A 26,032-nucleotide genomic window follows, 5' to 3' on the forward strand; every position below is an offset into this window, starting at 1 on the left:
AAAGGAAAAATATGATCTTTGGTGCCTGTTATTACCCCGAACAATGGAACCCTAAGGACTGGGATGAAGACCTAAAAATAATGAAAGAGATGGGTCTTTCTTCTGTAAGGCTCGCAGAATTCGCATGGGGAATCATGGAACCGAAGGAAGGAAAGTTCGACTTTTCTTTGTTTGATGCGGTTTTAAAAAAAGTCCAAGACCATGGGATGACTGCTATCTTAGGAACTCCCACAGCAACCTTCCCTCCTTGGTTGTATAAAAAATTTCCAGAAATCGTTCAGGTTTCGAAAGAGGGAATTGTTCGAGGCATCGGCACGCGCCGCCAAGCTTGTTTTTCTTCCCCTGCTTATAAAAAAGCTACAGAACGGATTGTGACTGCCATGGCAAAACATTTTGGCAATCACCCCGCTGTGGTTGGTTGGCAAATTGATAATGAGCCGGGTCACGAAGGATCGGATGTCGATTATTCCCCCCTGGCTTTAAAAAATTTTCGCACCTGGTTAAAGGACAAATACAAAACTTTAGATTCGCTTAACGGGCGTTGGGGGAATGTATTTTGGGGAGTGATTTACTCCGATTGGAATGAAATTCCCTTACCAGCCGCTCATGTGGCAAGTAATTTCAATCCCGCTATGATCCAAGACTACTACCGGTTCCAATCCGACGAACTAGTTTCCTATATCCACTTCCAAGCAGAGATCTTACGAAAGTATAGCAAAAACAAACCTCTCACTACCAATCTTTATCCTTCTCCTTTTTTACCTGTTACCGATATGTCGGCATTATTTTCTAAGTTAGACTATGTATCTTGGGACAACTATCCTGTTTGGGGGAACCAACAAGAACCATACCCACATCCACTAGTCACTGCCACCCAACAGTATTCGAGAGGATTAAAAAATAAACCATACACTGTGATGGAACAATTTTCTGGTGTACAAGGCCATGATACTTTGGGTTATCTCCCTCCACCCGGACAAATTGGACTTTGGTTAACACAAGCCATTGTCAATGGTGCGAACCAAATATATTTTTTTCGATACCGCACAGCGCGTTTTGGACAAGAACAACTTTGTTACGGAATTTTAGATCATGGAAAAAGGAAAACTGCAAAATACTTTGAACTAAAAAATACCATTGAAGATATCAAAGAATTTGCAGAAGATATTACAGATTCGCCTTACAAAGCAGAGGTGGCAATTTTACATGACATTGATAATTCTCGCAATTACAAACACCAACCTTTAAGTGATGGATTAAAATTTGCTCCCGTTCCTTTTGCGCAAGTGGGTTATGATATTGAACTTGCCACTTGGTTTGCCGGAACCAATGTTTTAAATGTAAATTCGCATTCTTTGGCAGTTCATGCAGATTACGATTGGTCCAAGTACAAAGTTCTAACCCTTCCCCTCTACACGATGTTTGACACAAAGGTTGTGGAAAAACTGAAATCTTATGTGGCAGGTGGGGGAACTTTGGTTCTTGGATACCGAGCGGGAATCAAGGACAAAGACCATTGGATGGTGGAAGAACCAGTTCCCGGTGTGTTTGGCGAGATGGCAGGTGTGGAAGTATTTCAGTTTGAAGCACCAGCAACAGACAAGGTCGGAATTCGTATGGGGATCTTACCACTCAAAGGTGCCAAGTTTTGTGAAATCCTAGAACCAACCACAGCGAAGGTGATCGCCAAGTATAACGATTCTAAAAAGTTTTATTCCGGAAAACCGGCAATCACAGTCAATTCCTATGGAAAAGGCAAAGTTTATTATGTGGGAACCTCTTTAACTCCTGAAAGTTTCATCCTCTTATACCGAAAGATATTAAAAGAAGCAGGTGTAAGATTTGGTTTTCTCGGTGCGAGCATCGAACGCCATTATCGTGAAGGAAAGAATTACAATTACGAAATCACGATGAATCATTCCGGTCGATATAAGTTGGCTGGACTTTCGATTTTGAAACCCTTTGGTTATCGAATCAAAAGAATTCAGAAATAGTAAGTTAAAATTTCAAAATAGAAAATGAAAGTACAAGATTATCAATCAATCAATCGAATTCTCAATGAGACAGCTGCTAAAAATAAACCAGGGGAAATCTATGTAGATAATCTACATTCTCCTTATATCCAATTTTCTGATCGATTTATAATTCCAGGAACATCAGTCACACAACCAGAGTTTGGTGATATCAAAGAATTTGTGCAAACCGTTTTGAAACACATTCCCGAGGCAATTGAGGGAACTTATTTATTACCAGAACCGAGACCTAAAAGAGAAACAGGAAAATTGTTTTTTGTTCGGCCTATGATGTTTGGGTCTTCTCGGTTTTTATATGTTTTTTCAGTAGATATGTTGTATTTGGGCGGTGCCAGGTCGGAAGAAGTAAAAAAGGCCGGTTCTCAAAATATGACACCATCAATCATCACTGACAGGTTGTATTTCCAAATCAAAATCATCCATCTTCAATCGACTAAAGAAGAGGGAGAAAACGTTACGGACTTCCAAGCCAAACGGTTTCAAGGTGGGATCTTTCGCGTTGAATCGGAAAAAGATGCCAACAAACCAATTCGAAGGTTTTCCGAAATCTTTGATGAAATTGATTTTTCAGAAACAGAATCTAAAATTCGTGAAGAACTGGGAATCACTCCTGAGGTTTGGAAATTGGGGAGGATTTATAGTCCGATAGGCATTGATTATTTGTCTTTATCACTACGATTTTTAATTCCTAGTTTACCAAACACCATAAAGCAGTTTCGAAACTTCTATCCCATTCTGACAGAAACAGAAGCGGGAATTCCAGATGAAACCTTAAAGAAATACCATGACTATCTTTCTTTGTTCGAAGTGGAAAGAACCCAATCAAAGTCCGGTAATATTTTGTGGAAAGTCATTCAGAAATCATCCGATAATTAAAAAGTAGGTAATATGGGCATATCGTCACCAACCATTAGTTTCCCCATTGATGAAACCATCAAACGGATCGAATACGTAAAAGCAAATGCGATGGGAATCATCCATGAAGCAAAAAAAATCCAAAGGGAAGTATCTTCCGTTCGTTCGGAAACCGATGCCGACGAGAAGGAAAGAATTGATTCCGCCGATGGTAAGTTAGGTGATATCCTGATTCGATTTTTGCAAAAATCATTCCCAAAAGATGGAATCATTTGTGAAGACAAACCAACCATAGATGGCGGTGATTTTAAATGGGTACTCGATCCAGTGGATGGTTCCATGAATTTCGTTCGTGGGCTTCCTTTGTATGCCATCTCCTTTGGATTGGAACATAGAGAAACACCGGTGGGCGGAGTTGTTATTGTTCCCCCGCAGGAGTCCGTGTACTCAGCGGTTATGGGAGAGGGTGCTTATAAAAATGGGGAACAGATTCGAACTTCAAAAATTTCGGAATTGAACCGAGCCATTTTTTCACCGAACCTTCCCACAAAACGAGCCCATATGATCCAAGAAATCATGGCAGACCTTTCCGGTTTTTTAACCTATGCGCGATCCTTTCGTAGGACTGGCTCCTTTGTTTTGGACGCCTGTTTCATTGCCGAAGGTGTGATGGATGCGATTTGGGAAAAGACAGTCAAACATTGGGACGTTTCGGCCATTTCCGTGATTTTAGCGGAAGCAGGTGGGAAATTGACTGACTTAAACGGAGTCCATTACTATACCGGACTTCCGGAGTTAGTGGCTTCTAACGGAGTTTTACATTCGGAAATTTTAAATTTATTAAAGACAGTTCGTTCTACAGTCAGTCGAAATTGATAGAGGAATGATTAGAATCATTCCACTTTTTTAGTTTACGATTTGCTTTTGCGAACCATACTAGAGACAAAATACAAATACACTTGAATCCATCAGGAGACACCACCATGGAACATAAACTCCCAGAACTTCCTTATGCTAAGGATGCCCTTCTTCCCCACATTTCACCTGAAACTCTCGAGTTTCATTACGGAAAACACCACCAAACTTACGTTACAAACCTGAACAACCTAATCAAAGGTACAGAGTTTGAAAACGCTAGTCTCGAGGAAATTGTACAAAAATCTTCTGGCGGAATTTTTAATAACGCAGCTCAGATCTGGAACCATACTTTCTACTGGCATTCTCTATCCCCAAAAGGCGGCGGAGCTCCTACAGGTGCTGTTGCTGATTTGATTACTAAGTCTTTTGGTTCTTTTGATGCTTTCAAAGAAAAGTTTTCACAATCTGCCATTACTAACTTTGGATCTGGTTGGACTTGGCTTGTTAAAAAAGGTGACGGTGTCGAAATCGTGAATACGAGCAATGCTGGTAGCCCTTTGAAAGATGGTCTCCAATCCTTACTCACAATTGACGTTTGGGAACATGCATACTATATCGATTTCCGTAATGCTCGTCCAAAATACGTGGAAGCATTCTGGAATTTAGTAAACTGGGACTTCGCAAACCAAAACTTAAAATAAGAACGGATTTAAGAATCACACGTCGAAAGGCAGGTTCCGGAATCCGGCTCCTGCCTTTTTTATTTCATAAAAAGATTCATAATGAATCTTGGTACCTAATACAGAGTTTTTTATGACCCAAACACTTCCGAAAATCAAGATCCCCAAAAAACCCAATTACACTTCATTATTGTTACCGGAAGGAATCGAGTTTTGGGAACTCTTTCGGGTCATTGAGGCTAAATACGAGAATTGTTTTTTACTCGAATCGGCAGGGGACAACCAATACGATTCCCGTTATTCCGTTATGGGATTCCAACCGTCCCATCTCCTCGTGGGTGAGACAGGCGTTTTAGAAATTGATGGAAAAAAATATTCTGTAGATAACCCATACTTTGCACTAAGAGAACTCACGGATTATGATTCGCTAAGCATTAGTTATGCGGGTGGATTTGTGGGATATCTCGGTTACCAAAGTATGCAATTCTTTGAACCCAAACTGAAACTAGAACCACATCCTGATTTTCCTGCGATGATTTTCGGTTTGTATTTGGATGGACTGATCTACGATAAATTTACAGGGGAATTGATTTATTTCGATAATGGAACCAACCGCATCGATGAAGTGAACCAAATCCTGAAATTGGCAGTGAATCAAAAGTCTGAAAAACCGAAAGCCAAGGTTTCTTTATTACAAGCTGGTTTGTCGAAAGAAGTGCACAAACAAATGGTGGAAGAGGCTTTAGAAGAAGTAAAAGCCGGAAACACTTTCCAATGCCAAATTGGATTTGAAGAAATCTACCACGTGGATGGAAATCCATTGGCCATTTATGAAACCTTGCGAGAGATCAATCCTTCTCCTCATATGTATTATGTAAAATTTGGATCTCGTGCTATTTTGGGTGCGAGCCCCGAGCTATTATTTCGATTACGCCAAGGAGAAATGGAATCCTTTCCGTTAGCAGGAACCACCAAACGGGGAGTAGATGCCAAAGAAGATACTCTCCTTGCAAGAAAACTTTTAACCGATCCTAAAGAAATCGCGGAGCACAATATGCTCATCGACCTACACCGTAATGATGTGGGGCGTGTGGCAAAATTTGGAACTGTCAAAGTGCGTAGGCGTTTTGATGTAAAAAGATTTTCTCATGTCCAACATATCTCCAGCGAAGTGGTAGGAATTCTTTCATCCAAAGAAGATATGTTTTCCGGACTTGCCTCTTCCTTTCCCGCAGGAACCCTTTCTGGGGCACCAAAGATTGAATCTATGAAGATCATTGAACGGATCGAAAAATCACCTCGTGGTCCCTATGGTGGTGCTGTGGGAAGTTTTGGATTGAATGGGGATTGTACGTTTGCAATTCCGATTCGTAGTTTTTTTGTGAATGGAAACAAAGGTTTCGTTCGGGCTTCTGGTGGGATTGTTTTTGATTCCAAACCGGAAGATGAATACCAAGAAATCATCAATAAAATGGCCTCGGTTCGCAAAGCCTTAGATTTACACAAAGGTTCTTAACTTGTGATGGAAACCTATTTAATAAAAATCTTATATAAAGGAATTTCAACATCCCTATGAAAGTACTCATTCTCGATAATTATGATTCATTTACATTTAATCTTTACCAAATCGTTGGGGAAATTTTGGAAGAAAGAGAAGAACTCTTCCAATTGGATGTGATCCGAAATGATGAAAAGTCATTTGAAGTAATTAGATCAGCTAACTATGATAAGATTATTATTTCCCCTGGTCCCGGCCACCCCGCTGACCCTGCCTATTTTGGCGTGAGTGCGGACATACTAAAGGAATTGGGTAAAACCACTCCAGTGCTTGGGATTTGTCTCGGAATGCAAGGAATGGCAACGGTGTTTGGCGGGGAAGTGGTTCGAGCCAATGTGGCAATGCACGGAAAACTTTCTCCGATTGAACATGATGGGAAAGGGGTTTTCCAAGGACTCACACAAGGAATTGAGATTATGCGTTACCATTCTTTGGTAGCGAAAGAGACTTCTCTTCCTAAGGATTTGGAAATTACGGCAAGAGTTTCAGCAGGGGAAGGAAAAGGGGAAATCATGGGACTTCGCCACAAAACTTTAAAAATCGAAGGGGTTCAGTTCCATCCTGAATCTTTTGGGTCGGAAGAGGGGAAAGATCTACTTCGAAATTTTATTAATTCCTGATCCTATAAAGCTAGATGATCAAAGAAATATTTAAATCTAGCTCCTTTAAATTACTTTAAATCTTTTAACATAGCCTCTTCCCAAGAGGCAAAAAAATCAAAATCATTGCTGGCTTTTTGGGAATCGTCTCCACCAAACAGAGAAAAACGTTTCCGTTTGGTTTCGTTGTATGTAGTGATGGTGTTGGTTTGTCCACTTGGTGTTTTTTTGAATGTGGCGTGAATTTGAGAACCGCCCCGGCCTTGAGTTCCTTGGATGAGTAGGGTAAAGAACTCATTAAAATATTCATCCATATTTCCGGGAATAAAGAAGTTTACAAACCCTTGGGGAATGACATAGAAAAAGTTTCCATTAATTTCTTTTTTTCCAATCCGTACAAATTGTCCATCGAGTGTATCAGTTTGTTTATCAAAAGTTGTTTTTAATTTATATTCCAAGTTATCAATTTTTACGGTGATTCCAAAAGATCGAATTTCCACATCTCCTAAGAATCGAATTTCTTTAGGTGATGAAAAATAGTCGGAAGGGGGATTGACTGGAAAATGAAATTGGACGGTTCTTCCTTGGTTTGTGATTTTAAACTTGTGGGTTGGATTGCCTTTATCCCAAACCTGCAAATTGATTTTGGTTTTTTCCAATCGTGATCCTGTCCTTTGGTAAAAGCCGGGAAACTTAGCTTTTGTATCCTCATTGATGGTAAATTCCAATGTATGCCACTCCGCGTTTTCAGTCACATGGCAAGCCATGGCGCTACATAGAAATTGTAAGTTTTCAGAGGAAGATTTTAAGGATTGGTAGGTGCTGTGGTCGTCAACGGCTAAGGCAAAATCATGGAACCATTGGAAAAAATCTCTGGGTTGGTAACCATTCAGTTTGTGAATGATTTTTCTTTCGACAGCATAGATTTCTCGATCTTCCCAAAGTTTGGGAGTGAAGGTAACTTTTGCCAAATAATCATATTTAGGTGGGTCGGCTTCATTCCAATGGAGATTCCAATTCTTCTGGTTGTCAACCGTGCCAGAGAGAGAAAGGAAGGGGTAACCTTCTGAGGTTTTTTGTAATTGGGATTCGTTTTCTTCGCTTAGGCTACCGGCTAGTGCGGAAAAATAGACTTCGTTTTTGGCAGTGGATTTAATCGAACGCTGGAGATGATCATATCCTTTCCAGAATTGGTAGTAGTTTTCATTTTTTTGCAAACAATTAGAAACACTAACGAGTATTAAAGGTAGAATTAAATAACTTTGTAATTTATATTTCTTTTTTAAGAATTCCATACACTTCTTGGATGAGAGCTTCTTCCATTTCTTCCTGATAGGACGAAGATATCATTTTGCCTGATTTATTAAATATACGTAAATAGGATTCGCCTTTGGTTAGACCGGTCGATAGGTGGCCTTTGCGATCTAAAAGAATACTTTCGAATTGTTTTGTCTTGGATTCTTCTACATAATCTTCCACTAGTTTGTTAGTTTCTTGGAAGTCTAAATAGAGAAGGAAGTGGACTTTGGAACTATCTTTCCAAAGTAAATTTTGCATTTTCCAATAGAGTTTTCGGCCTTGTTTGCGGCAAAGTTCCAGATCACGAAGAAAGCATCCCATAAGGACAACCGGTTTTCCTTTTACGGAACTGTCAGAATACGATTGCCCATATTGATCCTTCATGTGAAACTGTGGTATGGACTGTGCATTCCATTTTTCCCCAGAGAAAAGAACAAAGACCAATAGAACAAAAACCAACCGGCACACGGTTTTTAGCATATTCATAAATTCATTAACGGCAAGTTCAAAATATTCCTTTGTTCTGATTCTCATTTTTTTTATTTCTAGTTGTTCGAGTTTTAACAGTAAAATCAAACTGATTGATTCCTCTGCGTCCTTGGCTTTTTTTGAAGTAGAGGAAGAGGAGTGGAGAAATATCTTCCCGAATGAAATTTCCAAACTCACCATAAACACAAAAAATTTTCAGCAATTACCTAACGTTCTAAAATCCATTCAATACAAACGGGGTGTCCTTGCTTATGAGGATTGGGATGTTTTAGTTCCCGAAGTTTATCTTTCTGAAATAGAAAAATTTGCTGAAAAGGTAAGTTCGAACAAGGAACCAAAAGTTTATCTTTGTATTTTCAAGTTAGATGATATTCTTTCTCCCAATGTTAAAATTCTAAAAACAAGTTTTTATATTTTGAGTACTGAGGATGGTTTGGTTTTATTATTCCATGAAATTAATACCAATATCAGTTTTCAATCGCAGTATTCCTTTGAAGACTGGGTGATCTTTCATCCCAATCGCATCAAACCAATCTATCGACCAGAACTTTGGTTACGGGATAAACAAAATACAAGTATGTATAGAGATAAGGTCGCAGTTAAAAATGCCATTTATGGAAACGTGGTAATTTATAATATTCCGGAACTGATCTCCCAACCTCCTCTCTTTCGGTATCCGAAAGAAGATGAAATTTCGATTCCAACAGAACAGTGGAAATCAGTTCCAGAGAAATTGAAAGCACTTGAGGAGTTGAGGAAAAATCAACTCATTACAGATGAAGAATACAATCGGAAAAAGACGGAACTTTTAAAAGAATTTTAAATTCCATCTCCATGGATGAATTCTTGGATGAACTTATCATCTTCTGGAGCATCGATCGAAGATTTTTCTAAGAGTTGTTGTTTCTCGTATAGTTTGTTAATGAGTTGTTGTTGGGTTTCCACCTTTTCTAACAAAACAGAAAATACTTTCGCAATCGGGTCTGGCATTTGATTGTGTTCTAACATTTGTTCTACGCTATCAGAAGTAGGATCACCAGCTTTGACAACCTTACCAGGAATCCCAACCACAGTAGATCCTGCGGGAACGTTTCGCATAACAACGGATCCAGCTCCGACACGGACATGGTCTTCGATTGTGATATTTCCCAGGACTTTGGCCCCAGCACCAATCACGACATTTTTACCAATGGTCGGGTGGCGTTTCCCAGTTTCCTTTCCTGTTCCACCAAGGGTCACACCTTGGAAAATCAGTGATCCACTTCCGACAATGGCCGTTTCCCCAATCACAACTCCAGAGCCGTGGTCGATAAAAACTCCCGCTGCAATTTTGGCTCCCGGGTGGATGTCGATCCCTGTCAAAAACCGGCTAATATAGTTCACGAGTCTTGGGATGATGGGCAATCGAAGTTTATAGAGTAAATGTGCGAATTTATGAAGCCAAAGGGCGTGCAGGCCTGGGTAACAAAGAATGATTTCCAAATAGGACTTTGCTGCCGGGTCAAATCTTTTGATAATTTTTATATTTTCAAACATTGATTAGTTGGTATTAAATTTAATGATTAGACTAGTCAACTTTTCCGAGAGTTGGGAAAGATTCAATGGGAAATCTGGCTCGAACTGCGTACAAAAAATTCACTTGTTCAATGGATTCTGAAGACCTGTTTTTCGGAAGAAAAATTTTCCTTTTATCTACTTCGTAAAATCAAATCAACTTTGGCAATTCGATCGGATTTGACACAGTTTTTCCAAATGATTCTCGAGTTCAAATTCCAACTGAATGAGGTTCAGATCGTAGGGAAAATTCAAATTTCTTTGTCGGTTTTAGTTTCTAATTGATTCTATGGTTAGGTTCTATATCTTTTCGAGTAGAAATAAATTTCTAGGTTGTTCCGAGTTTGGAATCAAAAAAAACAATACACATTCTTTTATTCATTCTTACATTTTTTACATTAACTTACTCCGATATATTTCTAAATCCGCAAGTTCCACAAACATTAGAGAATTATAAACTTATGTTTTTTGAGAATTGGCCTTATTCGGTTTCTTTGCTGTTGATTTTACTCGCTCATGAAATGGGACATTATTTGCCAGCAAGGTATTATGGTGTGAAAGCAACTTTGCCTTATTTCATTCCTTTGCCTGTGGGTCCGATTGGAACTATGGGGGCTGTCATTCAAATCAAACAACAAATTCCCGATAAAAAAGTTCTATTTGATATCGGGATTGGTGGACCTACGGCTAGTTTGGTTTTATCGATCATTGCTTGGTTAGTGGGGATTAGCCTTTCAAAAGTAATGGAGATACCACTAGGTTTTGATCGGTCTGGATTTTTATTTTTTGGTGATAGTCTTTTTACGTATTTTACAACGCAGTGGATTCTAGGACCCATTGATTTTGCAACCATGGATATCCAAGCTCATCCTTTGGCAAAAGCGGGCTGGGTTGGTCTTCTCATCACAGCGGTAAACTTATTACCTTTTGGTCAATTGGACGGTGGCCACGTCATCTACTCTATGTTTGGTGAAAGTTATCGTAAATGGATCCATCGTTTGTTTATATTCTTTTTGATTTTTGCCTTGCTTCACTTTACATGGTTACTTTGGGGTTTTATCATTTATTTTGTTGTGAAGGTGGAACATCCATTCATTCGCGATTCCCTTTCTGGTATTGGGAAATTTCGTTTTTATTTTGGAGCGGCAATGTTAGTAACATTCCTAATTATTTTTGTTCCAAAACCGATTATCTTGGGTTCTGAATTTGATGATTCCTCTCTACTCACAGATATTTTTCGTCTGATAACAGATAACATTGGGTTGAATTAATGATTCGTATTATATTATTATTAACATTTTTTTCCTTCGGGCTACTAGCTCAGGAAAGTAAAGAGTACAAACTTACAGACAAAGCTTATGGCCTTGCTTGGGATGGAGTGAACTTTTGGTACATTGATACCAATCGTCGAGCTATCATCAAAATCAATGAAATTGGTGAACAAGAAATCTTTAACTTAGGATTAGCCAACCTTCGTGGAATTAGTTTTGATTCCAGGGAAGGAAAACTCCTTGTGGTGGCACCAAAACAGATTCTGAAATTGGATCCCAATTCTGGCGGGATTACAGACAAAATCCCAATCCCTCTTTCGAATGTTGCAGGCATTGCCAGTGTAGGAAATTATTATTATATTTTAGATTTGGATTCTGGAAAAGTGCAAATTTATGACCAGTCTTCCTCACTCTTGATAGGTGGCTTCTTTACCGACCGAACTCGGCCGCGTGACATCTGTTATGGTAGGGATTCTTTGTGGATTTCGGATTCCGCTGACAATAGTATCTATCGTTATGATACCAAAACTGGAAAAATCACAGGTTCGATCAAAACAAACTTACGTTCGGTGCGAGGTGTTTTACTGAGTGGATCCAAACTTTGGGTTGTGGATCGGGAAAATAAAGAAATCAAAAACATTCCCTTCATTGAAACAGAACGTTTCATTGCTTCCGGTGAAGAAGAATACAACCTAGAAGTTTCGTTAAAATTCAAACTGGATTCCGTGTCGCTTTCGAAAGCACAGATTGCGATCCTCCATCCCCCTTCGAACGAACAACAAAGAATTCGTTCCGTAAAATTTTTGGATGCAACTTACCAACCCACCTTTATCCAAAGGAACCGAGTGCATCTAAAGAAATTATCGATTGAGGATTTACCGGGAGAACAGATTGTTAAGTATAAGTTTTCTTCTAAAAACCAATTCATAAAGTATTATGTGACCGATGAATATTTGGATAAAGACGCCGTTTATCCTGGAGACGTAACCTCTTTTTATGAAAAACCGGCAGAAGAATCTAAATTGTTACCGAGAGATTATTTAGATGCGATTTACCAGGCTCGCCAAACTAGTGTAAGCATCAATGATTTCAAAGATAAAATGAAAACACTCGGTGTTCCTATGCAGCCTTTTCGTATGATTCGTTTTGAAAAAGGAAAACCAAAATCAATTCAAGATTCTTTATCCATTTTTCTTTTGAGTTATGGATGGATTCCCATTGGTGATTTAGGGCTTGGAAACAATACAGATAAACGTTATTTTGAAAAAAAGGAAACAGATTTGATTTTATACCAAAGTTTGAATTTCAAATCTTCAGTTTCTCCGGTATACTTCCGTAAGGATGTTAATTCGGAATGGGAAAATTTACCTGCAGAAATTACTTACAAAATTAAGTAGAGTATCCCTTCTCTTACTCTTTGCCTGCTCTGGACTCGGACAAAAATTTGATTCTTTGTTTGTGGACAGGGCCGTCGAACGAGAGGATAAATTTAAGGAACTTGTAGAATCCACATGGATCCAATTTCCAAAACTAGGACTTTATTGTGAAAAAGAAACTTCCTATCACAAAGTGTTTTGTAAGATCCAAACTGTTCTTAGTTTTCGAAAACTTTCTGAATATTTAGAAATTCCGATTTTTGAATCCGGTCCACACACCAAATACTATTTGGAATTGAACTCCCCTTCAGAGTTTGGACATTACAATCCAGAGTTTCCTTTGAAACTAAGAGAGTATCTTCTTCCTGCAAAAACAAACCCAGAGTTATATGCTCTCACTTTACCGATTTACGAGCGACTCATTCGAAGTACTGCTCGTGAGTTTTTTATCGTTTACCAAAAGTTGGATTCGAATCCTAAGTTTTTTAGAAAAGAAGCAGATCGTTATTTATTGTTAGTGGAAGAAAACAGGTTGGATCCTTATTATTTGGATCGATTCATCTTATTTCTTTATCCGGCTTTTACAGATAATGAAGATCCTGAAGAATCCTCTCGTTTTGTTTATTTGAAAGGGGATGAAACCATGGATTCCCAAGTAGTAAAGGAACTGGTAGGATTTTGGATTCGTAGAAAGGCAGATGGTACGGATACCGAATTTGTTTTGGGATTGGTGGATCTACTTAAGTTGTACGATCCGGAGTTTTATCAAAACCGGACCGCACCTAAAAACGATTAACTTAAGATTAACCGAGAATTTCTTTGACGGCGTCGATCACATCTTTTTCATCTGACTTGGTCATACCAGCAAATAAAGGAAGTGATACAGAGCGATCATACATTTGGCAGGCATTCGGATATTCCTTTCGATTGTATTGGAATGTCTTTTTATAGTAAGGATGTTCAAAGATAGGAATGAAGTGAAGGCTTGTGCCAATATTTCTTTCTTTTAATTCTTCTACCAAACTATCTCGTCCTACTTTAGCAATTTTAGGATCTACTTCGATTCGATAAAGATGCCAACTGTGAATTCCATCTGAATCTTCTTTGGGAAGTTTGATTCCTTTTAGGGAACTAAACTCTTGGTTATAATGTTTTGCAATTTCTGTTCTGCGTTCCCAAAAACTATGAGATTCTTTGAGTTGGACAACGCCTAACGCCGCGGCGATGTCAGTCATATTGTATTTATAACCGGCATCGACCACTTCATAATACCAACCTGGTCGGTTGAATGCATCACGGTTAATTCCATGAAGGCGCATTTTACGAATTCGTTCTGCAGCTTCTTTATGAGAAGTGGTGACCATCCCCCCTTCTCCTGTTGTGATACCTTTAGTGGCATAAAAACTAAATACTGTGAAGTCACCCCAGATACCGATCATTTTGTTTTTATGGACTGCTGGGAAAGCATGGGCTGCATCTTCAATCACATAGAGATGATACTCTTTTGCGATTGCCATAAGCGCTTCCATATCGCATGTATAACCGGCCAAATGTACAGGTAAGATGGCTTTGATATGTTTGCCTGTTTTTTTACTTTTGAGTTCTTTGCCGTTCCAAACGCATTTGGTTTTGATGGTCTCTCGCAAAGTTTCTGGCGTCATCAAATTATGGATGGGATCCACATCGGTAAGAATCGGTTCGGCACCAAAATAACAAATTACTTCCGAGGTGGCAGTGAAGGTGATGGCACTTGTGATGGCAGCATCATTTGCGGTGAGTCCGATTGCTTCTAAGGCAAGGTGGAGGCCGGCGGTCGCTGAATTCACAGCGATGGTTTCTTTACTTCCGACAAAGTCACCAAACTCCATCTCGAATTGTTTGACTTTGGGGCCTGAGGTGACCCATCCAGATCTTAACACTTGGGCCACTTCTTCAATTGCATCTTCCGAAATGGAAGGAAGTGCAAACGGTAGGAAGGTTTTGCGAGATGTGAGCATATTCATTTATACGACATAATTCGGAAAAAATTTCCAGTCTTTTCCGCTCCCAAACTTCCTATCGACGGGAATTTTCAAACCTAAATAGGGATTTTCACCGGGTCTTTAAAAATCTACTTGTAGAGACCTACCAATTTCCCCATTCTTTCCTGGAACATGGAAGTTCCTTTTTTTGAGATTTTAAATCGTATTGCTGTCATTGACCGCGACATTGCAGAGCTCAATCGCCTAAAGAGCCGCCTGCCAGCTGACAGACCGTACTCGCCTACCATTCAACTTACATTTGATAAACAAATCAACACTCTGTTAAACGAGAGAGTTTCCCTTATGGAGCTCCCGATCCTCCACCCGCCACTTTGGTTGCTTTCCAAAGAAGGGTTGGAACCGTCCGCAGAGCCTTCTCTCCTCAGAGAACGGAAGTCTTTACTTGCCGGGGATCTCTCGGTTCCTCATCCCAACGAACAGGATGTCATTAATTTCATTCGAGAAATTCCAAAGACCGAGGTGCATCTTCATTTAGAAGCTTGTGTGAACAAAGAAACGTTGAAGTTTCTCTACAAAAAGAACGGGATCGAAGTCACCGACAAAGAGTTTGAAGATAAATATAATTTCAAAGATCTAAATGGTTTCATTCAGGTATTCTTCTTTGTTCAAGGATCTGTGAAAGAAGCATCCGACCTTGGATATTTTATCGATAGTTTAGCCGAATATTTACGTTCTAATAATATCATCTATTGCGAAGCATTCTTTGCTCCTTCTAAGTTCATCCAAAATGGTTTGGATTTTGATGAAATGGTGGAAGTGATGGTAAATCGCATTCGCCAGATCGAAGCTAAAGATGGAATCACCATTCGATTGTTAGTTGACGTGTCTCGTTCCTTTGGCCCAGAGAATGCAATGAACAATCTCAAAAGAGTTTTGGGATTAAAACATAAAGAAGTAATTGGAATTGGTCTAGGTGGTGCAGAACTTATGGGTCCTGCCAAAGATTATTCTGAAGTTTTCAAAGTAGCACGTGAGTCGGGTTTACGATGTGTCGCTCACTCTGGTGAAGACGATGGGCCTTGGGCCATTTGGGATGCAGTAAACCTTTGTAAGGCGGAAAGGATTGGTCATGGCACTTCTGCCATCCAAGATCCAGAACTGGTTCGTTACATGAAAGAAAATCGAATCCCGATTGAGATTTGCGTTACTTCCAATGTTTTTACAGGGAAATATGTTCGTAAGGAACAAAACCATCCTGTTCGTTATTATTATGATCAGGGATTGATGTTATGTATCAATACGGATGACCCTGATATTTTTAATGTAAATCTAACATACGAATTCTTTAAACTCTATCGCTTTTTGGATTTTTCTATCGATGAAATCATTGATTTAGTGAGACAAGGTGTACTTTGTACCTTCCATCCAGAAAAAGATTCCTTATGGAAAGCTATGGAAGAAAAAATCGATTTAATTAAATTGAAATACAATTTGGTTTCCGAGAAACAAGTAACGGCTGTTTAAGTTTCTGCAACAAGGTTCGTCTATTTGATATAGATGGAGCCCGGCTAAAGTAAATTAAATTAATTTGTTCGTATTTCTAGTTATTGAAATTCAGACGGTACATCGTTTGACGTTTTCCTGATATAATCTTCATTTATGAGTGTTTGGTTTCTATATCTTTTGAAATAGAATTTATTTCCAACGATTTTAGTGAATTGTTCTACTGCGCTGGATGTATATTGGTGTTTTTCTCATCAGGGTAACCTTTTTAAAGTTAAATTTAACAACTATTATCGCTATATTTTCTAAGTTTTAGTAATTATAAAAACTTTGGTTCTCCCATTAAAAACCAAACTTTGCTTATTTTCTCATTTTCGATTTCATAAATTGCTAAAACTTCGATTGTTGCTTTTCCTTCTGGTAAATTTCGAGTGACTACTTCACTATCCACAATTTTTCCATCATAGTAATTTCTTGATATTAGTTTTGCATAAAGATCTGGTTCTTGAAAGCGAATCAAATGCCTTTCTTTGATTTGTTCGATACCATCGGCAATCAATGTCTTTGGATGTAAAAACATTTTAGCATTTGTATCCCAACATTTTAGGAATAAATCAATATCTTTATTATTATAAGCTTTTAATTGAGTATTAATTAAATCTAAATTTGTTTCTTCATTCATATGATTTTGTTTCGTATTTTATTTCAGACCTTTAGAAACTTCCTGTCTGAACTTCTCCGGCACGTTTGTAATTTGCGATTATGATCCCCGTTTGCGAAATTTGGCTTTCAATCAGTTTGAAAGCAGCGGGGATGGTTCCCTCCATAAATAATTTTTTTCCGCTACCTAATGTGATAGGATAAATCTTTAACCAGAACTCATCTATTAAATCATTTTTCATCAGAGTTTGTACAAGGTTGGCACTTCCATAAACATGCAAATTTGGACCATCTTCCAGTTTAAGTTTTTTGATTTTCTCTACTATGTTTCCATTAAGAAATACAGAGGGTTTCCATGAATGAGATGTGATTGTATTAGAAGCAACATACTTAGTTACTGACATGACTTTCGGCCAAATCTCCGAATGTTCTGGCCAGTATGGTGCCCAGATATCAAAAGTTTTTCTACCTAGTAACAAATCAAACGACATATTCATTTGCTTTTCCATGACCTTGCCGATTAAGTCATCAGAATAAGGAACTTGCCAGCCACCATAAACAAAACCGCTGCTTGTATCTTCTGTTGGCCCACCACCAGCTTGTATCACTCCATCAAGGGTAAGAAATTCAAGTACAATTAATTTTCTCATGGTAATGCTCCTATCAATGATCTAAAATTCATTTAAATTAATAAAAGTTAGGCGTATTAATTTAAATGATTCAGAGTTTATAGATTCATTCAATAGTTTTGAATTTTGTTATTTGTTTTTTTGTTCTAGGATACTGCCCATTGCAATAGCAAAAAATAACAAAGATAAATATCGAAATCCAATTTGAATAAAGTATACATCAATTTGCATTTTGGACATTGGCAATAGAATCAAAAAGTCAAGAATCCAATTGATAGAAATCCAAGAAGTTCCTATGATGATGCCTTCTTTTAAAAACTTTGAATCCACTAACAAAAAATAGCGATACAGCAAAAAACAACCGCTTAAGGAACCAACAACAATCATAATTGTTTTGAAAAGAAATAGATCAATTTGTAGTTCGCCATCTTTGGAAAAAAAGAATATCGAAATAAAAAAGGGAAAAAACCAACTCAAAAAACCGTATCCCAAATTCCATTTAATTGCCTTCATATGGTAAATCCTATGTGTAATTGCTAAAACATTTTGCAGATTCTCATATGGTGGTGAAAACAATAATTTTCCATTTTACTGTCCAACAATAGCTTGACAATAAGTAGTTTGATATTAAACTATCTAAATAGAGGGATCGGAGTTAGTCAAGAACTCCGCTAAATCGTATGAACCAGCCAGAAACCACAGAGAATTCGAATATTTTTCAAACATCCGCGACTATGCCGTCATTCTTTTTAGGACATGGAAGTCCGATGAATGCTATCGAGGAAAATGAATTTGTGGATGGTTTGCGTGAACTCGTAAAATCCATTCCCAAACCGCAGGCTATCCTTTGTATCTCGGCACATTGGGTTACAGATGGTACATTTGTAACTGCTATGGAAGAACCTCCCACCATACATGATTTTGGCGGCTTTCCTAAGGCTTTGTTTGATGTGCAATACCCGGCTCCCGGTAGTCCTGATCTCGCAAAACTAGTTCAATCGACAGTGAAATCTCAAAATGTAAAATTAGATTACGAATGGGGATTGGATCATGGAGCTTGGAGTGTGATTAAACATATTTACCCCAAGGCAGATATTCCAATCGTTCAGTTGAGTATGGACTATAAAAGTTTACCGGAACAACATTTTGAGTTAGCCAAAGAATTAGCGCCACTTCGAAATCAAGGAATCCTCATCATTGGTAGTGGAAACATTGTACATAACTTGCTTATGGTGGCTTGGGACCGATTGAATGAAGTGTACGGCTTTGATTGGGCACTTGATGTAGATCGAAAAGTGAAAGATTGGATTAATAAAGAAGATTATCAATCGCTAATCCAAATTAGAAATCATGGGAAGGAATTTGAATGGGCCATTCCCACAGCCGAACATTATTTGCCTCTTCTTTATACTTTAGGATCTAAATTGAATTCAGATTCGGTTTCGTTCTTCAATGATAAACCGGTTGCTGGTGCCTTGACTATGACTTCGGTAAGACTGGATTCGCAACGTAATTAGGGGGAAACACACAGATGGAAAAACCACTAGAATACTTAGTTCGTAAACCCAAAGTTCCGATTGAAAATCCTCCTCTTTTACTTTTGTTACATGGGGTTGGTAGTAACGAGGAGGATTTGTTTTCTTTAACCAACTATCTTCCAGAATCCTTACTCATCGTATCTGTCAGAGGTCCTTTAACTTTAGGAAGGAATAGTTTTGGATGGTACGAAGTTTTATTCACAACGGGACAACCGAAAATCAATTTGGAACAAGAAACTGAGAGTAGAATACTTTTGTTACAATTTTTAGATTATTTAAAACTGAATTATAAATTCGATGAATCGAATGTTTGGATTGGTGGATTTAGCCAAGGTGCCATCATGTCTTATTCGATTGGTTTATTACATCCAGAAAAAGTGAATGGGATCATTGCGCTCAGTGGTCGTTTGTTAGAAGAAAACAAAGCGCAAGTGAAAGTCTCAGAGAAAGTTCTAAGTAAAAAAGTATTTATATCTCACGGAACCAATGACCGCGTGTTGTCTGTGGATTACGCTAGATCTGTGAAAGGATTTTTAGAATCGATTGGAGTAAATCCTCATTATCAGGAATATGAAGAAGGTCATAGCATCAACCGGGAGATGTTAAAAGATTTAATCCAATGGTTGGAAGTAGAATTGGAGAATCCAAACTAAGGCTTCAAAATAAAATTTTAATATAAGCTGCTTTCCTAATTACTACCTAGATAAGTTTATCTGAACTTTGTACGTTTGGTGGGTTTTAAAATTTGGAGCACGATATACGTATGTCGTTTAACCAACATCTACGAGACGATAACCGCCAGCGTTAGCGTTTATTCGCCCCATCAGTGCGGTTAATTGCATTACGTTTATTACCCGCCCGCCGTAAGTCCAATAAACGCTCCCTCTATCCATTTACGCACACAATATTGACGAATATATGCAATCCGTTTATAGCGCGTACACCAATCTAATCCATATAGAATCAATAAAATCCCAGGTTGAAAGTTTTATTTACAAACGAATCCAAAACAAAAAAACCTATAGACCAAAGTAATTTGATCTATAGGTTTCAAAGTCAATTGGTTGATAGTTCGATTACTAGTTCTTTGTGAGCCAATGAGTTAGCAAACTAGCGAACATATTTACTTAGAAAATTAATCGATAATTCCCAAACGTTTGAAGATGAGCGGAATTCGTTCTAAGTAAGGTTTGATTTGAAAAATTTCTTCCAAATCGCTATCTTTTAGAATGGCCGAACATCTTGGATCTTGTTTCAAAAGATCGCGAAGATTTTTGGATTGGTCTCCCCAGACAGCCATGGCATTTTCTTGAACGATGAGATAGGCATCTTCACGAGAGATTCCGCCTTTTTCAATGAGCCATAACAATACTTTTTGTGAAAATATCAAACCACGAGTTACATTTAATGTACGTTCGGTGGCATCTGGATAAACATGAAGTCCTTTTAAGACGAAGTTCATTTTTTCTAAAATGTAATCGAGGGCAATCGTAGAATCAGGAAGAACGATTCGTTCCGCAGAGGAATGGGAAATATCTCTTTCATGCCAAAGGCCTACGTTTTGTAATCCAACGTTAACGTTAGAACGAATCACTCTGGAGATTCCAGAAATACGTTCACAGACAACAGGGTTACGTTTGTGAGGCATTGCGGAAGATCCTTTTTGGCCTTTAGCAAATGGTTCTTCTACTTCTCGGCCTTCTGTCTTTTGTAAGAGGCGAATTTCTGTTGCCATACGATCCAAACTGGCTGCAACCACACCGAGAACTGACATATAAAAAGCGTGTCGATCGCGAGAGATCACTTGCGTTGCAATTGGATCTACCTTAAGGCCGAGTTTATTTAGAACATATTCTTCGATTTCTAAATCAATATTGGAATAGGTTCCCACTGCTCCGGATAATTTTCCTACAGCAATTTGTTCGCGCGCATCTTTCATTCTTTCCAGGTTACGTGTCATCTCAGCAAAGAAGAGGGCAAATTTTAATCCTAAAGTCATTGGCTCTGCATGGATACCATGCGAACGTCCGATACAAGGAAGGTCTTTGTACTCTTTTGCTTTTTCTTTTGTTGTTTGCAATAGGGTTTCGGTTCTTTGGATGAGAAGGTCCATTGCTTGAACCATTTGTACACAAAGTGCTGTGTCCCCAACGTCACTGGAAGTCAGTCCAAAGTGAACATGTCGGCCTGCAGGGCCAATATAAGAGTTTAGGTTTGTCAAATAGGCGATGACATCATGATGTACTTTCGATTCTATTTCTAGAATTTCATCTACATTGAATTTTGCCTTTTGTTTGATGGTTTCTAGGTCTTCTTTTGGGACCTCTCCTCGGTTGGCACGGGCCTCGCAGGCATAAATTTCAATATCTGTCCAAATTTTAAATTTGTTCTCTAATTCCCAGATGGCGGAAATCTCTGGGTGGCTATAACGATCGATCATAAGGGCAGTCTTTCATTAGAAACTTCTGTTTCAACTGGGAATTTTACGATTGCCGAACGATGTTCGAGATTCAAGTTTAGAATCTAGTAATAAATCCTAGGGGGGCATATGTCCAAAGAATTCGAAGGAAAAGTAGCACTGGTAACAGGAGCTGCCTCTCCCATTGGTTTGGGAAGAGCAATCGCAAACCGTATCGCATCGCATGGTGCAAGTTTGGTGCTTGTAGACTTAAATCAGGAAAAAATTGAAGAAGCTGCCAGAGAAGTAGAAGCAAAGTTTGGTGTGAAAGCAATCGGTGTTGCTTGTAACGTAACAAAACCAGATGATTGCGACGCTGCTATCAGCAAAACCAAAGAAGCTTTTGGAAAATTAGACTTTCTTGTAAACAACGCAGGGGTTTTGAAAGACAACCTCCTCATTCGTATGTCTGAACAAGACTACGATTTCGTAATGGATGTGAATTGTAAGGGAGTTTTCCTTATGACTAAATCCGCAAGTAAATTGATTCTTAAATCTGACTCTGGTCGAATCGTAAATATCTCCTCAGTTTCTGGACTCACAGGACAACCGGGACAAGCAAACTACTCCACGTCTAAAGCCGGAGTGATTGCACTTACCAAAGTATCTGCTCGTGAATTTTCAGGAAGAAACGTTCTTGTGAATGCAGTTTGCCCTGGATACGTACAAACAGAAATGACGGGAACACTTTCTAAAGAAGTGCAAGATAAGTTAACTGATCCTGCTGTGATCCCACTCAAACGTCCGGGAAAACAAGAAGAGATCGCATCTGCTGTTAAGTTTTTCTTAAGCAACGATGCATCTTACATTACTGGAACTTACCTCCGTGTAGACGGTGGTGCTGCTATCGGGATGTAGACTTTTTATCCTTTGCCTTGGGTGCGGATGTGATAGGTTTCACCGCCTTTTGCACCTTAGGCGAAGATGGTTTGGTTTTCGTTTCTTTCGTATTTTTTTTATCTTTCAAACTATCAACGTTTTGATTATCTATTGTCGGTTTTTTCTTTTCTTCTGGAACCGGTGGTGTTTGGATTTCGTAATCATAACGAACGGTAGAGCTCCAATTTCCTGCAAAATCCCTGACACTCGCAAGCACCGTATGTTTTCCTGGTTCATATAAAATCTCTGGTTCAAAGATTTCTAAACGTCCATCCTTCGGAAAATATTCTGCTTTTCCAGGAACACCATCGACTGTGATATCAAATCCGTCTGGCATAATTCCTGATCCAACATCAACAGCCTTTAGATAGAGAGCAAAGTCTTCTCTCGGATAAACTGTTTTGTTCATCAAATCATGTAGATAAATTGTAGGAGGCGTTTGGTCGGATAGAACCACGAAAAGTCCGGTTTTACGGAGTCTTACTTTAAAAAACTGACCCCAGGAACTAAAAGAAGATCCATTGATTTTTTTTACATTTCCATCAGCTAAAACTTCATATAAATCCGCAGAATTGATGTCTTTGGTTTTAGGAACCTTTACATAAAGATCATAACCCAAGTTGAAGTCTTTAAAATCAGGACCAATTTTGTATACGCTGGAGAGTTGGTTCAGTCCCTGCGTATTGATTTTAATTTGTTCTTGTGCTTCGATTTCAAAAAATGCTTTGGAATATACTGCATTCACTGGAAAAAATAATTCCACTTTTGTATCTTTGGATTTGAAAGTTGTGTAACGATCATAGTACACATTGTACTTCCATTCTTTGGTAACGATGTGGCTGTAATCACCCTGGTCTTTCAGGATAAAAAAGGAAGCAAAGGACATTTGCCCACCCATTCCCGTTGCCCGGATTGTGATTTCCTTTGGCTCTCCCATTCGCATCTGTTCGCTATCAAGAAGCCCTTGTTCTCGGCCATTACTTCTCATACCCACAAGATCATTTCCATCGCGAGTATGTAAATAGTATGAAAATGGATTTCCGTTGGGTTTACTTACAGAACTATCATAAAGTAAAACATTCTTTCGTGTATGTTCTTTTAGAATCTTGGAAAGTTGAAAACCTTGTAAGATATTCTCACCAATTAACATATCTAAGGTGAAAATTCCTAAGCGATTGTTATTGGATTTTTGATGGAGGGCGACTTGGATTCCTACTTTACCTTGGATGAATAGGGTGGGAGACTCCGATAATTCAAATCGATTTCCGCCACTTTCATAAAATGGAATTTCAATGGTTTCGTTTCGGCCGTTGATGAATGTACGAGGAGTTTGCGGAGTGATCCGAATTGTATTAAAAACAATTGGTTCGGCCACATTGTATCCCAAACCATAATGCATGGGATTATAATATACATTGTCTTTAAATAGTTCAAAATGTAGGTGAGGAGGTCCAACACCAGTATCGCCAGAAAAAGCAATCGTTTCTCCCGCTTCTACATCCACCGCTTCCGGAAGTGCGATATCAAAATCCGTTCGATCTTTGTATCGTCTTGCTTGTTTTGATTTTAGAATCTGTTTGATGATCTTTTGCGAAAATTTATGTAGATGACCATAACGAGAAGTCATTCCATCATCATGTTGCAAAAATAACGCATAACCAATGCTAGTCCATCGTCTTTGGACTCGTGTTACTTTGCCTTTTGCGACGGCAAGAATAGGGATTCCGATTTTTCCCCCTGTAGAAAAATCCTGTCCCATATGAAAATGGCCGGTTCGAAATTCGCCAAAGGCACCAGTAATGGAATCATAACCCTTCACTGGCCAAAGGTATGGAGTTTTTAAAACAAAACCGGGAGGGTAATCAGAGATAGATATTGCAGAGAGTGGATAAAGAGAGAGTATAAGTACTAATACGAACGAGCGCAACATCTGATTTCACTATTATTTTCGGCGCTTATGGTGAAAAGACTTATAAGAATCGAGGGGTGTTCGTATTTTTCCCCTCGATCAGCGAATTTTTTATTTAAAAACGGGTCTACGTTTTTCCTTCAGAGCTGTCATTGCTTCGAGTAAATTGTCTACAACACCTGGCTGTTCAAAAGATTTGATCGTATCTTTTTTATACTGTTCTAAGTTTGCGAGGAGTGCGCCGTTCAATGTATTTTTAGTGGAACGATATGCAGCCGACGGAACTTTTGAAAGTGTTTCCAATTTCTTTAAAGCGATCTTTCTTATGTCTTCTGGTGTTGGAGCAATTTCATCAATGAGTCCAATTTTTTTGGCCTCTGCTCCTTTGTAAGTGGATCCTTCCAAACAAACTTCCGCCCAGTATCTTGGATCCACACACATACGAATGCGATCGATAAAACTTCCTGGCAATGGAAGGCCTACATTCACTTCTGTAAATCCGATCCTTCCCTTTCCATCGAGCATATATTTAAAATCGGAAGCAACTGTGATGACAGCACCACCACCCATCGCATGACCTGTGACTTCGGTGATGAGAGGTTTATCAAACTTAACAAGTTCACCAAAAAGGATGACAATTCCACCCACTTCATCAATCAGTTTATCCCGACTTGTGGAGAGTAGATTTTCTGCATCGAGTCCATTACAAAAAAACTTTGGATTATCTGTCGTAAGGATGACACCTCGTTTGGTATTATCAGCTTTGATTTCATTTAAAATCTCACCTAGGTCTCTCATGTTTTGACCTGTTAGGGAGTTTTGTTCGTTCATTTGAAAGCGAATGATTTCGCCTTTACCGTTGGGAATGTCGATGACTTCGCGTTTGTAATTCATTGGTTACTTCTTTTGTTTTGTGATTTTAATATTTATTATTGAGGAGGATTTTCAGTCGAATTAGGATTAGGTGGTGTTTCAGCAGGAGTTTCAGAAATGATTGGATCTTCGGATATTGCGGGAAGTACAGGTCCACCCAATGGAATCTCTATCTTTATATCTCCTAAAGAAGTAGGAGGAGGTGGTGGACTTTCTTTTCCACTATCTTTTGAAAATTTATCTTTTTTCTCTTTTTTACGTTGTTCTTCTTTTTTCTGTTCTTCCATTTTAACGTATTCATCGAATTCGTTAGGTGCCATAAACACTAACATCTTTTCATCATCTGATGCGTGTTCAATAAAAGCTCCCATATGACGACCAGCAATAAACACTACTTTTTCATGACCCAGAAAAAGCTTCATGACTCGTTCGAATACTTCTACTTCTTCCTTACCGAGTTCTGGAACGACGCGGACATCAAAACAAATCCATTCTGATAAGATGGATTTTAAAAAGTTAGGAGTGAAGATTTTTTTAAATTCTGGAAATACATATCGTTTGAGATTGGCACGGCATTGGAACAAAACACGACCATGCCCCCTGTCCACAACAATGAAGGACATATTGTCTCTTGTTTTGGAAGATTCACTAAATTTATATTCTTCAATATGAGAGTGGATTCGATCAAGGAGTGGTTGTTTGATCAATGGTTTTACCATATAATCTGTAAACCCAAGAGCCTTTTGGTTTGCCACAAAGTTAGCATCTTCTTTAGGAATCATTGCGACAATCGGAATGTTGTGTGTGATCACATCGCGGCGAAGTTCCAAAACAAATTCTAATTCTTTTTTGTCCTTAAATGTCAATCCCATCAGAATGATATCTGGGTTAGAGGATTTAACATACTCCTGAACCGTTTGAGAAAATTTTGTTACGACAACTCTTTGGCGTAAACCAAGGAAGATGTTTTCCAAATCCTGAGCGGAATTGGGATCGTTTTCAATCGCCATAATAAAATGCATAATTATT

25 protein-coding genes are annotated in these 26,032 nt (G+C 38.6%); 14 read left to right on the forward strand and 11 right to left on the reverse strand.

The window, feature by feature from the left end:
* Positions 1 to 11: 11 nt before the first annotated feature.
* The 6 genes from JWG41_RS12785 (at position 12) to JWG41_RS12810 (ending at position 6,604) form a co-directional block, all read left to right on the forward strand.
* Entirely contained in the window at positions 12 to 1,994 is a 1,983-nt protein-coding gene (locus JWG41_RS12785; protein WP_205270318.1) for a beta-galactosidase, read from the forward strand.
* A 24-nt stretch (positions 1,995 to 2,018) separates the two neighbouring features.
* Positions 2,019 to 2,909: an LIC_10030 family protein gene (locus JWG41_RS12790; protein ID WP_205270319.1), complete on the forward strand. Its 891-nt coding sequence runs from the start codon at positions 2,019 to 2,021 to the stop codon at positions 2,907 to 2,909.
* A 12-nt stretch (positions 2,910 to 2,921) separates the two neighbouring features.
* Positions 2,922 to 3,764 (forward strand): inositol monophosphatase family protein, encoded by an 843-nt coding sequence (locus JWG41_RS12795; protein ID WP_205270320.1) that lies wholly within the window; start codon positions 2,922 to 2,924, stop codon positions 3,762 to 3,764.
* A gap of 107 nt (positions 3,765 to 3,871) precedes the next feature.
* The gene (locus tag JWG41_RS12800; protein WP_205270321.1) at positions 3,872 to 4,447 is read left to right on the forward strand and encodes a superoxide dismutase; all 576 of its coding nucleotides are present in this window, start codon (positions 3,872 to 3,874) and stop codon (positions 4,445 to 4,447) included.
* A gap of 112 nt (positions 4,448 to 4,559) precedes the next feature.
* Positions 4,560 to 5,942 carry an anthranilate synthase component I family protein gene (locus JWG41_RS12805; RefSeq protein ID WP_205270322.1) on the forward strand — a complete coding sequence of 461 codons (1,383 nt, stop codon included), beginning with the start codon at positions 4,560 to 4,562 and terminating at the stop codon, positions 5,940 to 5,942.
* A gap of 56 nt (positions 5,943 to 5,998) precedes the next feature.
* Complete coding sequence (locus tag JWG41_RS12810) at positions 5,999 to 6,604, forward strand: anthranilate synthase component II (RefSeq protein WP_205270324.1); 606 nt, start codon at positions 5,999 to 6,001, stop codon at positions 6,602 to 6,604.
* Positions 6,605 to 6,654: 50 nt separating this feature from the next.
* Here JWG41_RS12810 and JWG41_RS12815 read toward each other — a convergent pair whose 3' ends face one another.
* Both JWG41_RS12815 and JWG41_RS12820 read right to left on the reverse strand, forming a co-directional pair.
* Entirely contained in the window at positions 6,655 to 7,878 is a 1,224-nt protein-coding gene (locus tag JWG41_RS12815; protein WP_205270326.1) for an LIC10025 family lipoprotein, read from the reverse strand.
* Positions 7,853 to 8,416 (reverse strand): hypothetical protein, encoded by a 564-nt coding sequence (locus JWG41_RS12820; protein ID WP_232373980.1) that lies wholly within the window; start codon positions 8,414 to 8,416, stop codon positions 7,853 to 7,855. Before JWG41_RS12820 ends, JWG41_RS12815 begins: the two co-directional genes overlap by 26 nt.
* A gap of 43 nt (positions 8,417 to 8,459) precedes the next feature.
* Here JWG41_RS12820 and JWG41_RS12825 point away from each other — a divergent pair, with 43 nt between their 5' ends.
* The gene (locus JWG41_RS12825; RefSeq protein ID WP_408611757.1) at positions 8,460 to 9,194 is read left to right on the forward strand and encodes an SHOCT domain-containing protein; all 735 of its coding nucleotides are present in this window, start codon (positions 8,460 to 8,462) and stop codon (positions 9,192 to 9,194) included.
* On the opposite strand, the gene cysE is transcribed toward JWG41_RS12825, so the two are convergent.
* Entirely contained in the window at positions 9,191 to 9,907 is a 717-nt protein-coding gene (gene cysE / locus JWG41_RS12830) for a serine O-acetyltransferase (protein ID WP_205270327.1), read from the reverse strand. The two genes, JWG41_RS12825 and cysE, sit on opposite strands and share 4 nt — an antisense overlap.
* A gap of 362 nt (positions 9,908 to 10,269) precedes the next feature.
* Here cysE and JWG41_RS12835 point away from each other — a divergent pair, with 362 nt between their 5' ends.
* From JWG41_RS12835 to JWG41_RS12845, 3 genes are read left to right on the forward strand one after another with little or no spacing between them, the layout of a single operon-like run.
* Positions 10,270 to 11,196, forward strand: a complete 927-nt coding sequence (locus JWG41_RS12835; RefSeq protein ID WP_205270328.1) for a site-2 protease family protein — start codon at positions 10,270 to 10,272, stop codon at positions 11,194 to 11,196.
* Positions 11,196 to 12,593 (forward strand): NHL repeat-containing protein, encoded by a 1,398-nt coding sequence (locus tag JWG41_RS12840; RefSeq protein ID WP_205270329.1) that lies wholly within the window; start codon positions 11,196 to 11,198, stop codon positions 12,591 to 12,593. The genes JWG41_RS12835 and JWG41_RS12840 overlap by 1 nt, the downstream gene beginning before the upstream one ends.
* Positions 12,538 to 13,368, forward strand: a complete 831-nt coding sequence (locus tag JWG41_RS12845) for a hypothetical protein (RefSeq protein WP_232373982.1) — start codon at positions 12,538 to 12,540, stop codon at positions 13,366 to 13,368. Before JWG41_RS12840 ends, JWG41_RS12845 begins: the two co-directional genes overlap by 56 nt.
* A gap of 7 nt (positions 13,369 to 13,375) precedes the next feature.
* Here JWG41_RS12845 and JWG41_RS12850 read toward each other — a convergent pair whose 3' ends face one another.
* On the reverse strand, positions 13,376 to 14,569 hold the full coding sequence (locus JWG41_RS12850) for a DegT/DnrJ/EryC1/StrS family aminotransferase (RefSeq protein ID WP_205270330.1): 1,194 nt from the start codon (positions 14,567 to 14,569) through the stop codon (positions 13,376 to 13,378).
* A gap of 156 nt (positions 14,570 to 14,725) precedes the next feature.
* On the opposite strand from JWG41_RS12850, the gene add reads away from it, so the two are divergent.
* Positions 14,726 to 16,078, forward strand: coding sequence for an adenosine deaminase (add, locus tag JWG41_RS12855; RefSeq protein ID WP_205270331.1), 1,353 nt, complete (start codon positions 14,726 to 14,728; stop codon positions 16,076 to 16,078).
* Between the two features lie 298 nt (positions 16,079 to 16,376).
* Here add and JWG41_RS12860 read toward each other — a convergent pair whose 3' ends face one another.
* The 3 genes from JWG41_RS12860 to JWG41_RS12870 form a co-directional block, all read right to left on the reverse strand.
* Complete coding sequence (locus JWG41_RS12860) at positions 16,377 to 16,739, reverse strand: nuclear transport factor 2 family protein (RefSeq protein ID WP_205270332.1); 363 nt, start codon at positions 16,737 to 16,739, stop codon at positions 16,377 to 16,379.
* Between the two features lie 31 nt (positions 16,740 to 16,770).
* Complete coding sequence (locus JWG41_RS12865) at positions 16,771 to 17,367, reverse strand: dihydrofolate reductase family protein (RefSeq protein WP_205270333.1); 597 nt, start codon at positions 17,365 to 17,367, stop codon at positions 16,771 to 16,773.
* Between the two features lie 108 nt (positions 17,368 to 17,475).
* A complete protein-coding gene (locus JWG41_RS12870; protein WP_205270334.1) occupies positions 17,476 to 17,859 on the reverse strand; it encodes a hypothetical protein in 384 nt (127 codons plus the stop codon).
* 167 nt (positions 17,860 to 18,026) lie between these two features.
* Between JWG41_RS12870 and ygiD the strand changes: the two genes are divergently transcribed.
* The gene (ygiD, locus tag JWG41_RS12875; protein ID WP_205270335.1) at positions 18,027 to 18,863 is read left to right on the forward strand and encodes a 4,5-DOPA-extradiol-dioxygenase; all 837 of its coding nucleotides are present in this window, start codon (positions 18,027 to 18,029) and stop codon (positions 18,861 to 18,863) included.
* Between the two features lie 14 nt (positions 18,864 to 18,877).
* Positions 18,878 to 19,537, forward strand: a complete 660-nt coding sequence (locus tag JWG41_RS12880) for an alpha/beta hydrolase (protein WP_205270337.1) — start codon at positions 18,878 to 18,880, stop codon at positions 19,535 to 19,537.
* Positions 19,538 to 20,019: 482 nt separating this feature from the next.
* Here the strand turns inward: JWG41_RS12880 and purB are convergent, their stop codons facing one another.
* On the reverse strand, positions 20,020 to 21,324 hold the full coding sequence (gene purB, locus JWG41_RS12885; RefSeq protein ID WP_205270338.1) for an adenylosuccinate lyase: 1,305 nt from the start codon (positions 21,322 to 21,324) through the stop codon (positions 20,020 to 20,022).
* A gap of 108 nt (positions 21,325 to 21,432) precedes the next feature.
* Between purB and JWG41_RS12890 the strand changes: the two genes are divergently transcribed.
* Positions 21,433 to 22,200, forward strand: a complete 768-nt coding sequence (locus tag JWG41_RS12890; RefSeq protein WP_205270339.1) for a glucose 1-dehydrogenase — start codon at positions 21,433 to 21,435, stop codon at positions 22,198 to 22,200.
* Here JWG41_RS12890 and JWG41_RS12895 read toward each other — a convergent pair.
* The 3 genes from JWG41_RS12895 to JWG41_RS12905 all read right to left on the reverse strand — a co-directional run bounded on the left by JWG41_RS12895 (position 22,187) and on the right by JWG41_RS12905 (position 26,025).
* Complete coding sequence (locus JWG41_RS12895) at positions 22,187 to 24,151, reverse strand: M23 family metallopeptidase (protein WP_205270340.1); 1,965 nt, start codon at positions 24,149 to 24,151, stop codon at positions 22,187 to 22,189. The two genes, JWG41_RS12890 and JWG41_RS12895, sit on opposite strands and share 14 nt — an antisense overlap.
* Positions 24,152 to 24,241: 90 nt before the next feature.
* Entirely contained in the window at positions 24,242 to 25,024 is a 783-nt protein-coding gene (locus JWG41_RS12900) for an enoyl-CoA hydratase/isomerase family protein (protein WP_205270341.1), read from the reverse strand.
* Between the two features lie 35 nt (positions 25,025 to 25,059).
* Complete coding sequence (locus JWG41_RS12905) at positions 25,060 to 26,025, reverse strand: response regulator (protein WP_205270342.1); 966 nt, start codon at positions 26,023 to 26,025, stop codon at positions 25,060 to 25,062.
* Positions 26,026 to 26,032 lie beyond the last annotated feature (7 nt).

Source organism: Leptospira chreensis (genome assembly GCF_016919165.1).
Classification (GTDB): domain Bacteria; phylum Spirochaetota; class Leptospiria; order Leptospirales; family Leptospiraceae; genus Leptospira_A; species Leptospira_A chreensis.

What these genes read in the sequence shown, in the direction of transcription:
- JWG41_RS12870 (WP_205270334.1), bottom strand. Translation starts at nt 17,859, where the DNA reads ATGAAGGCAATTAAATGGAATTTGGGATACGGTTTTTTGAGTTGGTTT.
- JWG41_RS12805 (WP_205270322.1), top strand. Translation starts at nt 4,560, where the DNA reads ATGACCCAAACACTTCCGAAAATCAAGATCCCCAAAAAACCCAATTAC.
- JWG41_RS12785 (WP_205270318.1), top strand. Translation starts at nt 12, where the DNA reads ATGATCTTTGGTGCCTGTTATTACCCCGAACAATGGAACCCTAAGGAC.
- JWG41_RS12815 (WP_205270326.1), bottom strand. Translation starts at nt 7,878, where the DNA reads ATGGAATTCTTAAAAAAGAAATATAAATTACAAAGTTATTTAATTCTA.
- JWG41_RS12890 (WP_205270339.1), top strand. Translation starts at nt 21,433, where the DNA reads ATGTCCAAAGAATTCGAAGGAAAAGTAGCACTGGTAACAGGAGCTGCC.
- JWG41_RS12810 (WP_205270324.1), top strand. Translation starts at nt 5,999, where the DNA reads ATGAAAGTACTCATTCTCGATAATTATGATTCATTTACATTTAATCTT.
- JWG41_RS12905 (WP_205270342.1), bottom strand. Translation starts at nt 26,025, where the DNA reads ATGCATTTTATTATGGCGATTGAAAACGATCCCAATTCCGCTCAGGAT.
- JWG41_RS12845 (WP_232373982.1), top strand. Translation starts at nt 12,538, where the DNA reads ATGTTAATTCGGAATGGGAAAATTTACCTGCAGAAATTACTTACAAAA.
- JWG41_RS12865 (WP_205270333.1), bottom strand. Translation starts at nt 17,367, where the DNA reads ATGAGAAAATTAATTGTACTTGAATTTCTTACCCTTGATGGAGTGATA.
- JWG41_RS12790 (WP_205270319.1), top strand. Translation starts at nt 2,019, where the DNA reads ATGAAAGTACAAGATTATCAATCAATCAATCGAATTCTCAATGAGACA.
- JWG41_RS12880 (WP_205270337.1), top strand. Translation starts at nt 18,878, where the DNA reads ATGGAAAAACCACTAGAATACTTAGTTCGTAAACCCAAAGTTCCGATT.
- JWG41_RS12840 (WP_205270329.1), top strand. Translation starts at nt 11,196, where the DNA reads ATGATTCGTATTATATTATTATTAACATTTTTTTCCTTCGGGCTACTA.
- JWG41_RS12820 (WP_232373980.1), bottom strand. Translation starts at nt 8,416, where the DNA reads ATGAGAATCAGAACAAAGGAATATTTTGAACTTGCCGTTAATGAATTT.
- JWG41_RS12895 (WP_205270340.1), bottom strand. Translation starts at nt 24,151, where the DNA reads ATGTTGCGCTCGTTCGTATTAGTACTTATACTCTCTCTTTATCCACTC.
- JWG41_RS12795 (WP_205270320.1), top strand. Translation starts at nt 2,922, where the DNA reads ATGGGCATATCGTCACCAACCATTAGTTTCCCCATTGATGAAACCATC.
- JWG41_RS12860 (WP_205270332.1), bottom strand. Translation starts at nt 16,739, where the DNA reads ATGAATGAAGAAACAAATTTAGATTTAATTAATACTCAATTAAAAGCT.
- JWG41_RS12900 (WP_205270341.1), bottom strand. Translation starts at nt 25,024, where the DNA reads ATGAATTACAAACGCGAAGTCATCGACATTCCCAACGGTAAAGGCGAA.
- JWG41_RS12850 (WP_205270330.1), bottom strand. Translation starts at nt 14,569, where the DNA reads ATGCTCACATCTCGCAAAACCTTCCTACCGTTTGCACTTCCTTCCATT.
- JWG41_RS12800 (WP_205270321.1), top strand. Translation starts at nt 3,872, where the DNA reads ATGGAACATAAACTCCCAGAACTTCCTTATGCTAAGGATGCCCTTCTT.
- ygiD (WP_205270335.1), top strand. Translation starts at nt 18,027, where the DNA reads ATGAACCAGCCAGAAACCACAGAGAATTCGAATATTTTTCAAACATCC.
- add (WP_205270331.1), top strand. Translation starts at nt 14,726, where the DNA reads ATGGAAGTTCCTTTTTTTGAGATTTTAAATCGTATTGCTGTCATTGAC.
- purB (WP_205270338.1), bottom strand. Translation starts at nt 21,324, where the DNA reads ATGATCGATCGTTATAGCCACCCAGAGATTTCCGCCATCTGGGAATTA.
- cysE (WP_205270327.1), bottom strand. Translation starts at nt 9,907, where the DNA reads ATGTTTGAAAATATAAAAATTATCAAAAGATTTGACCCGGCAGCAAAG.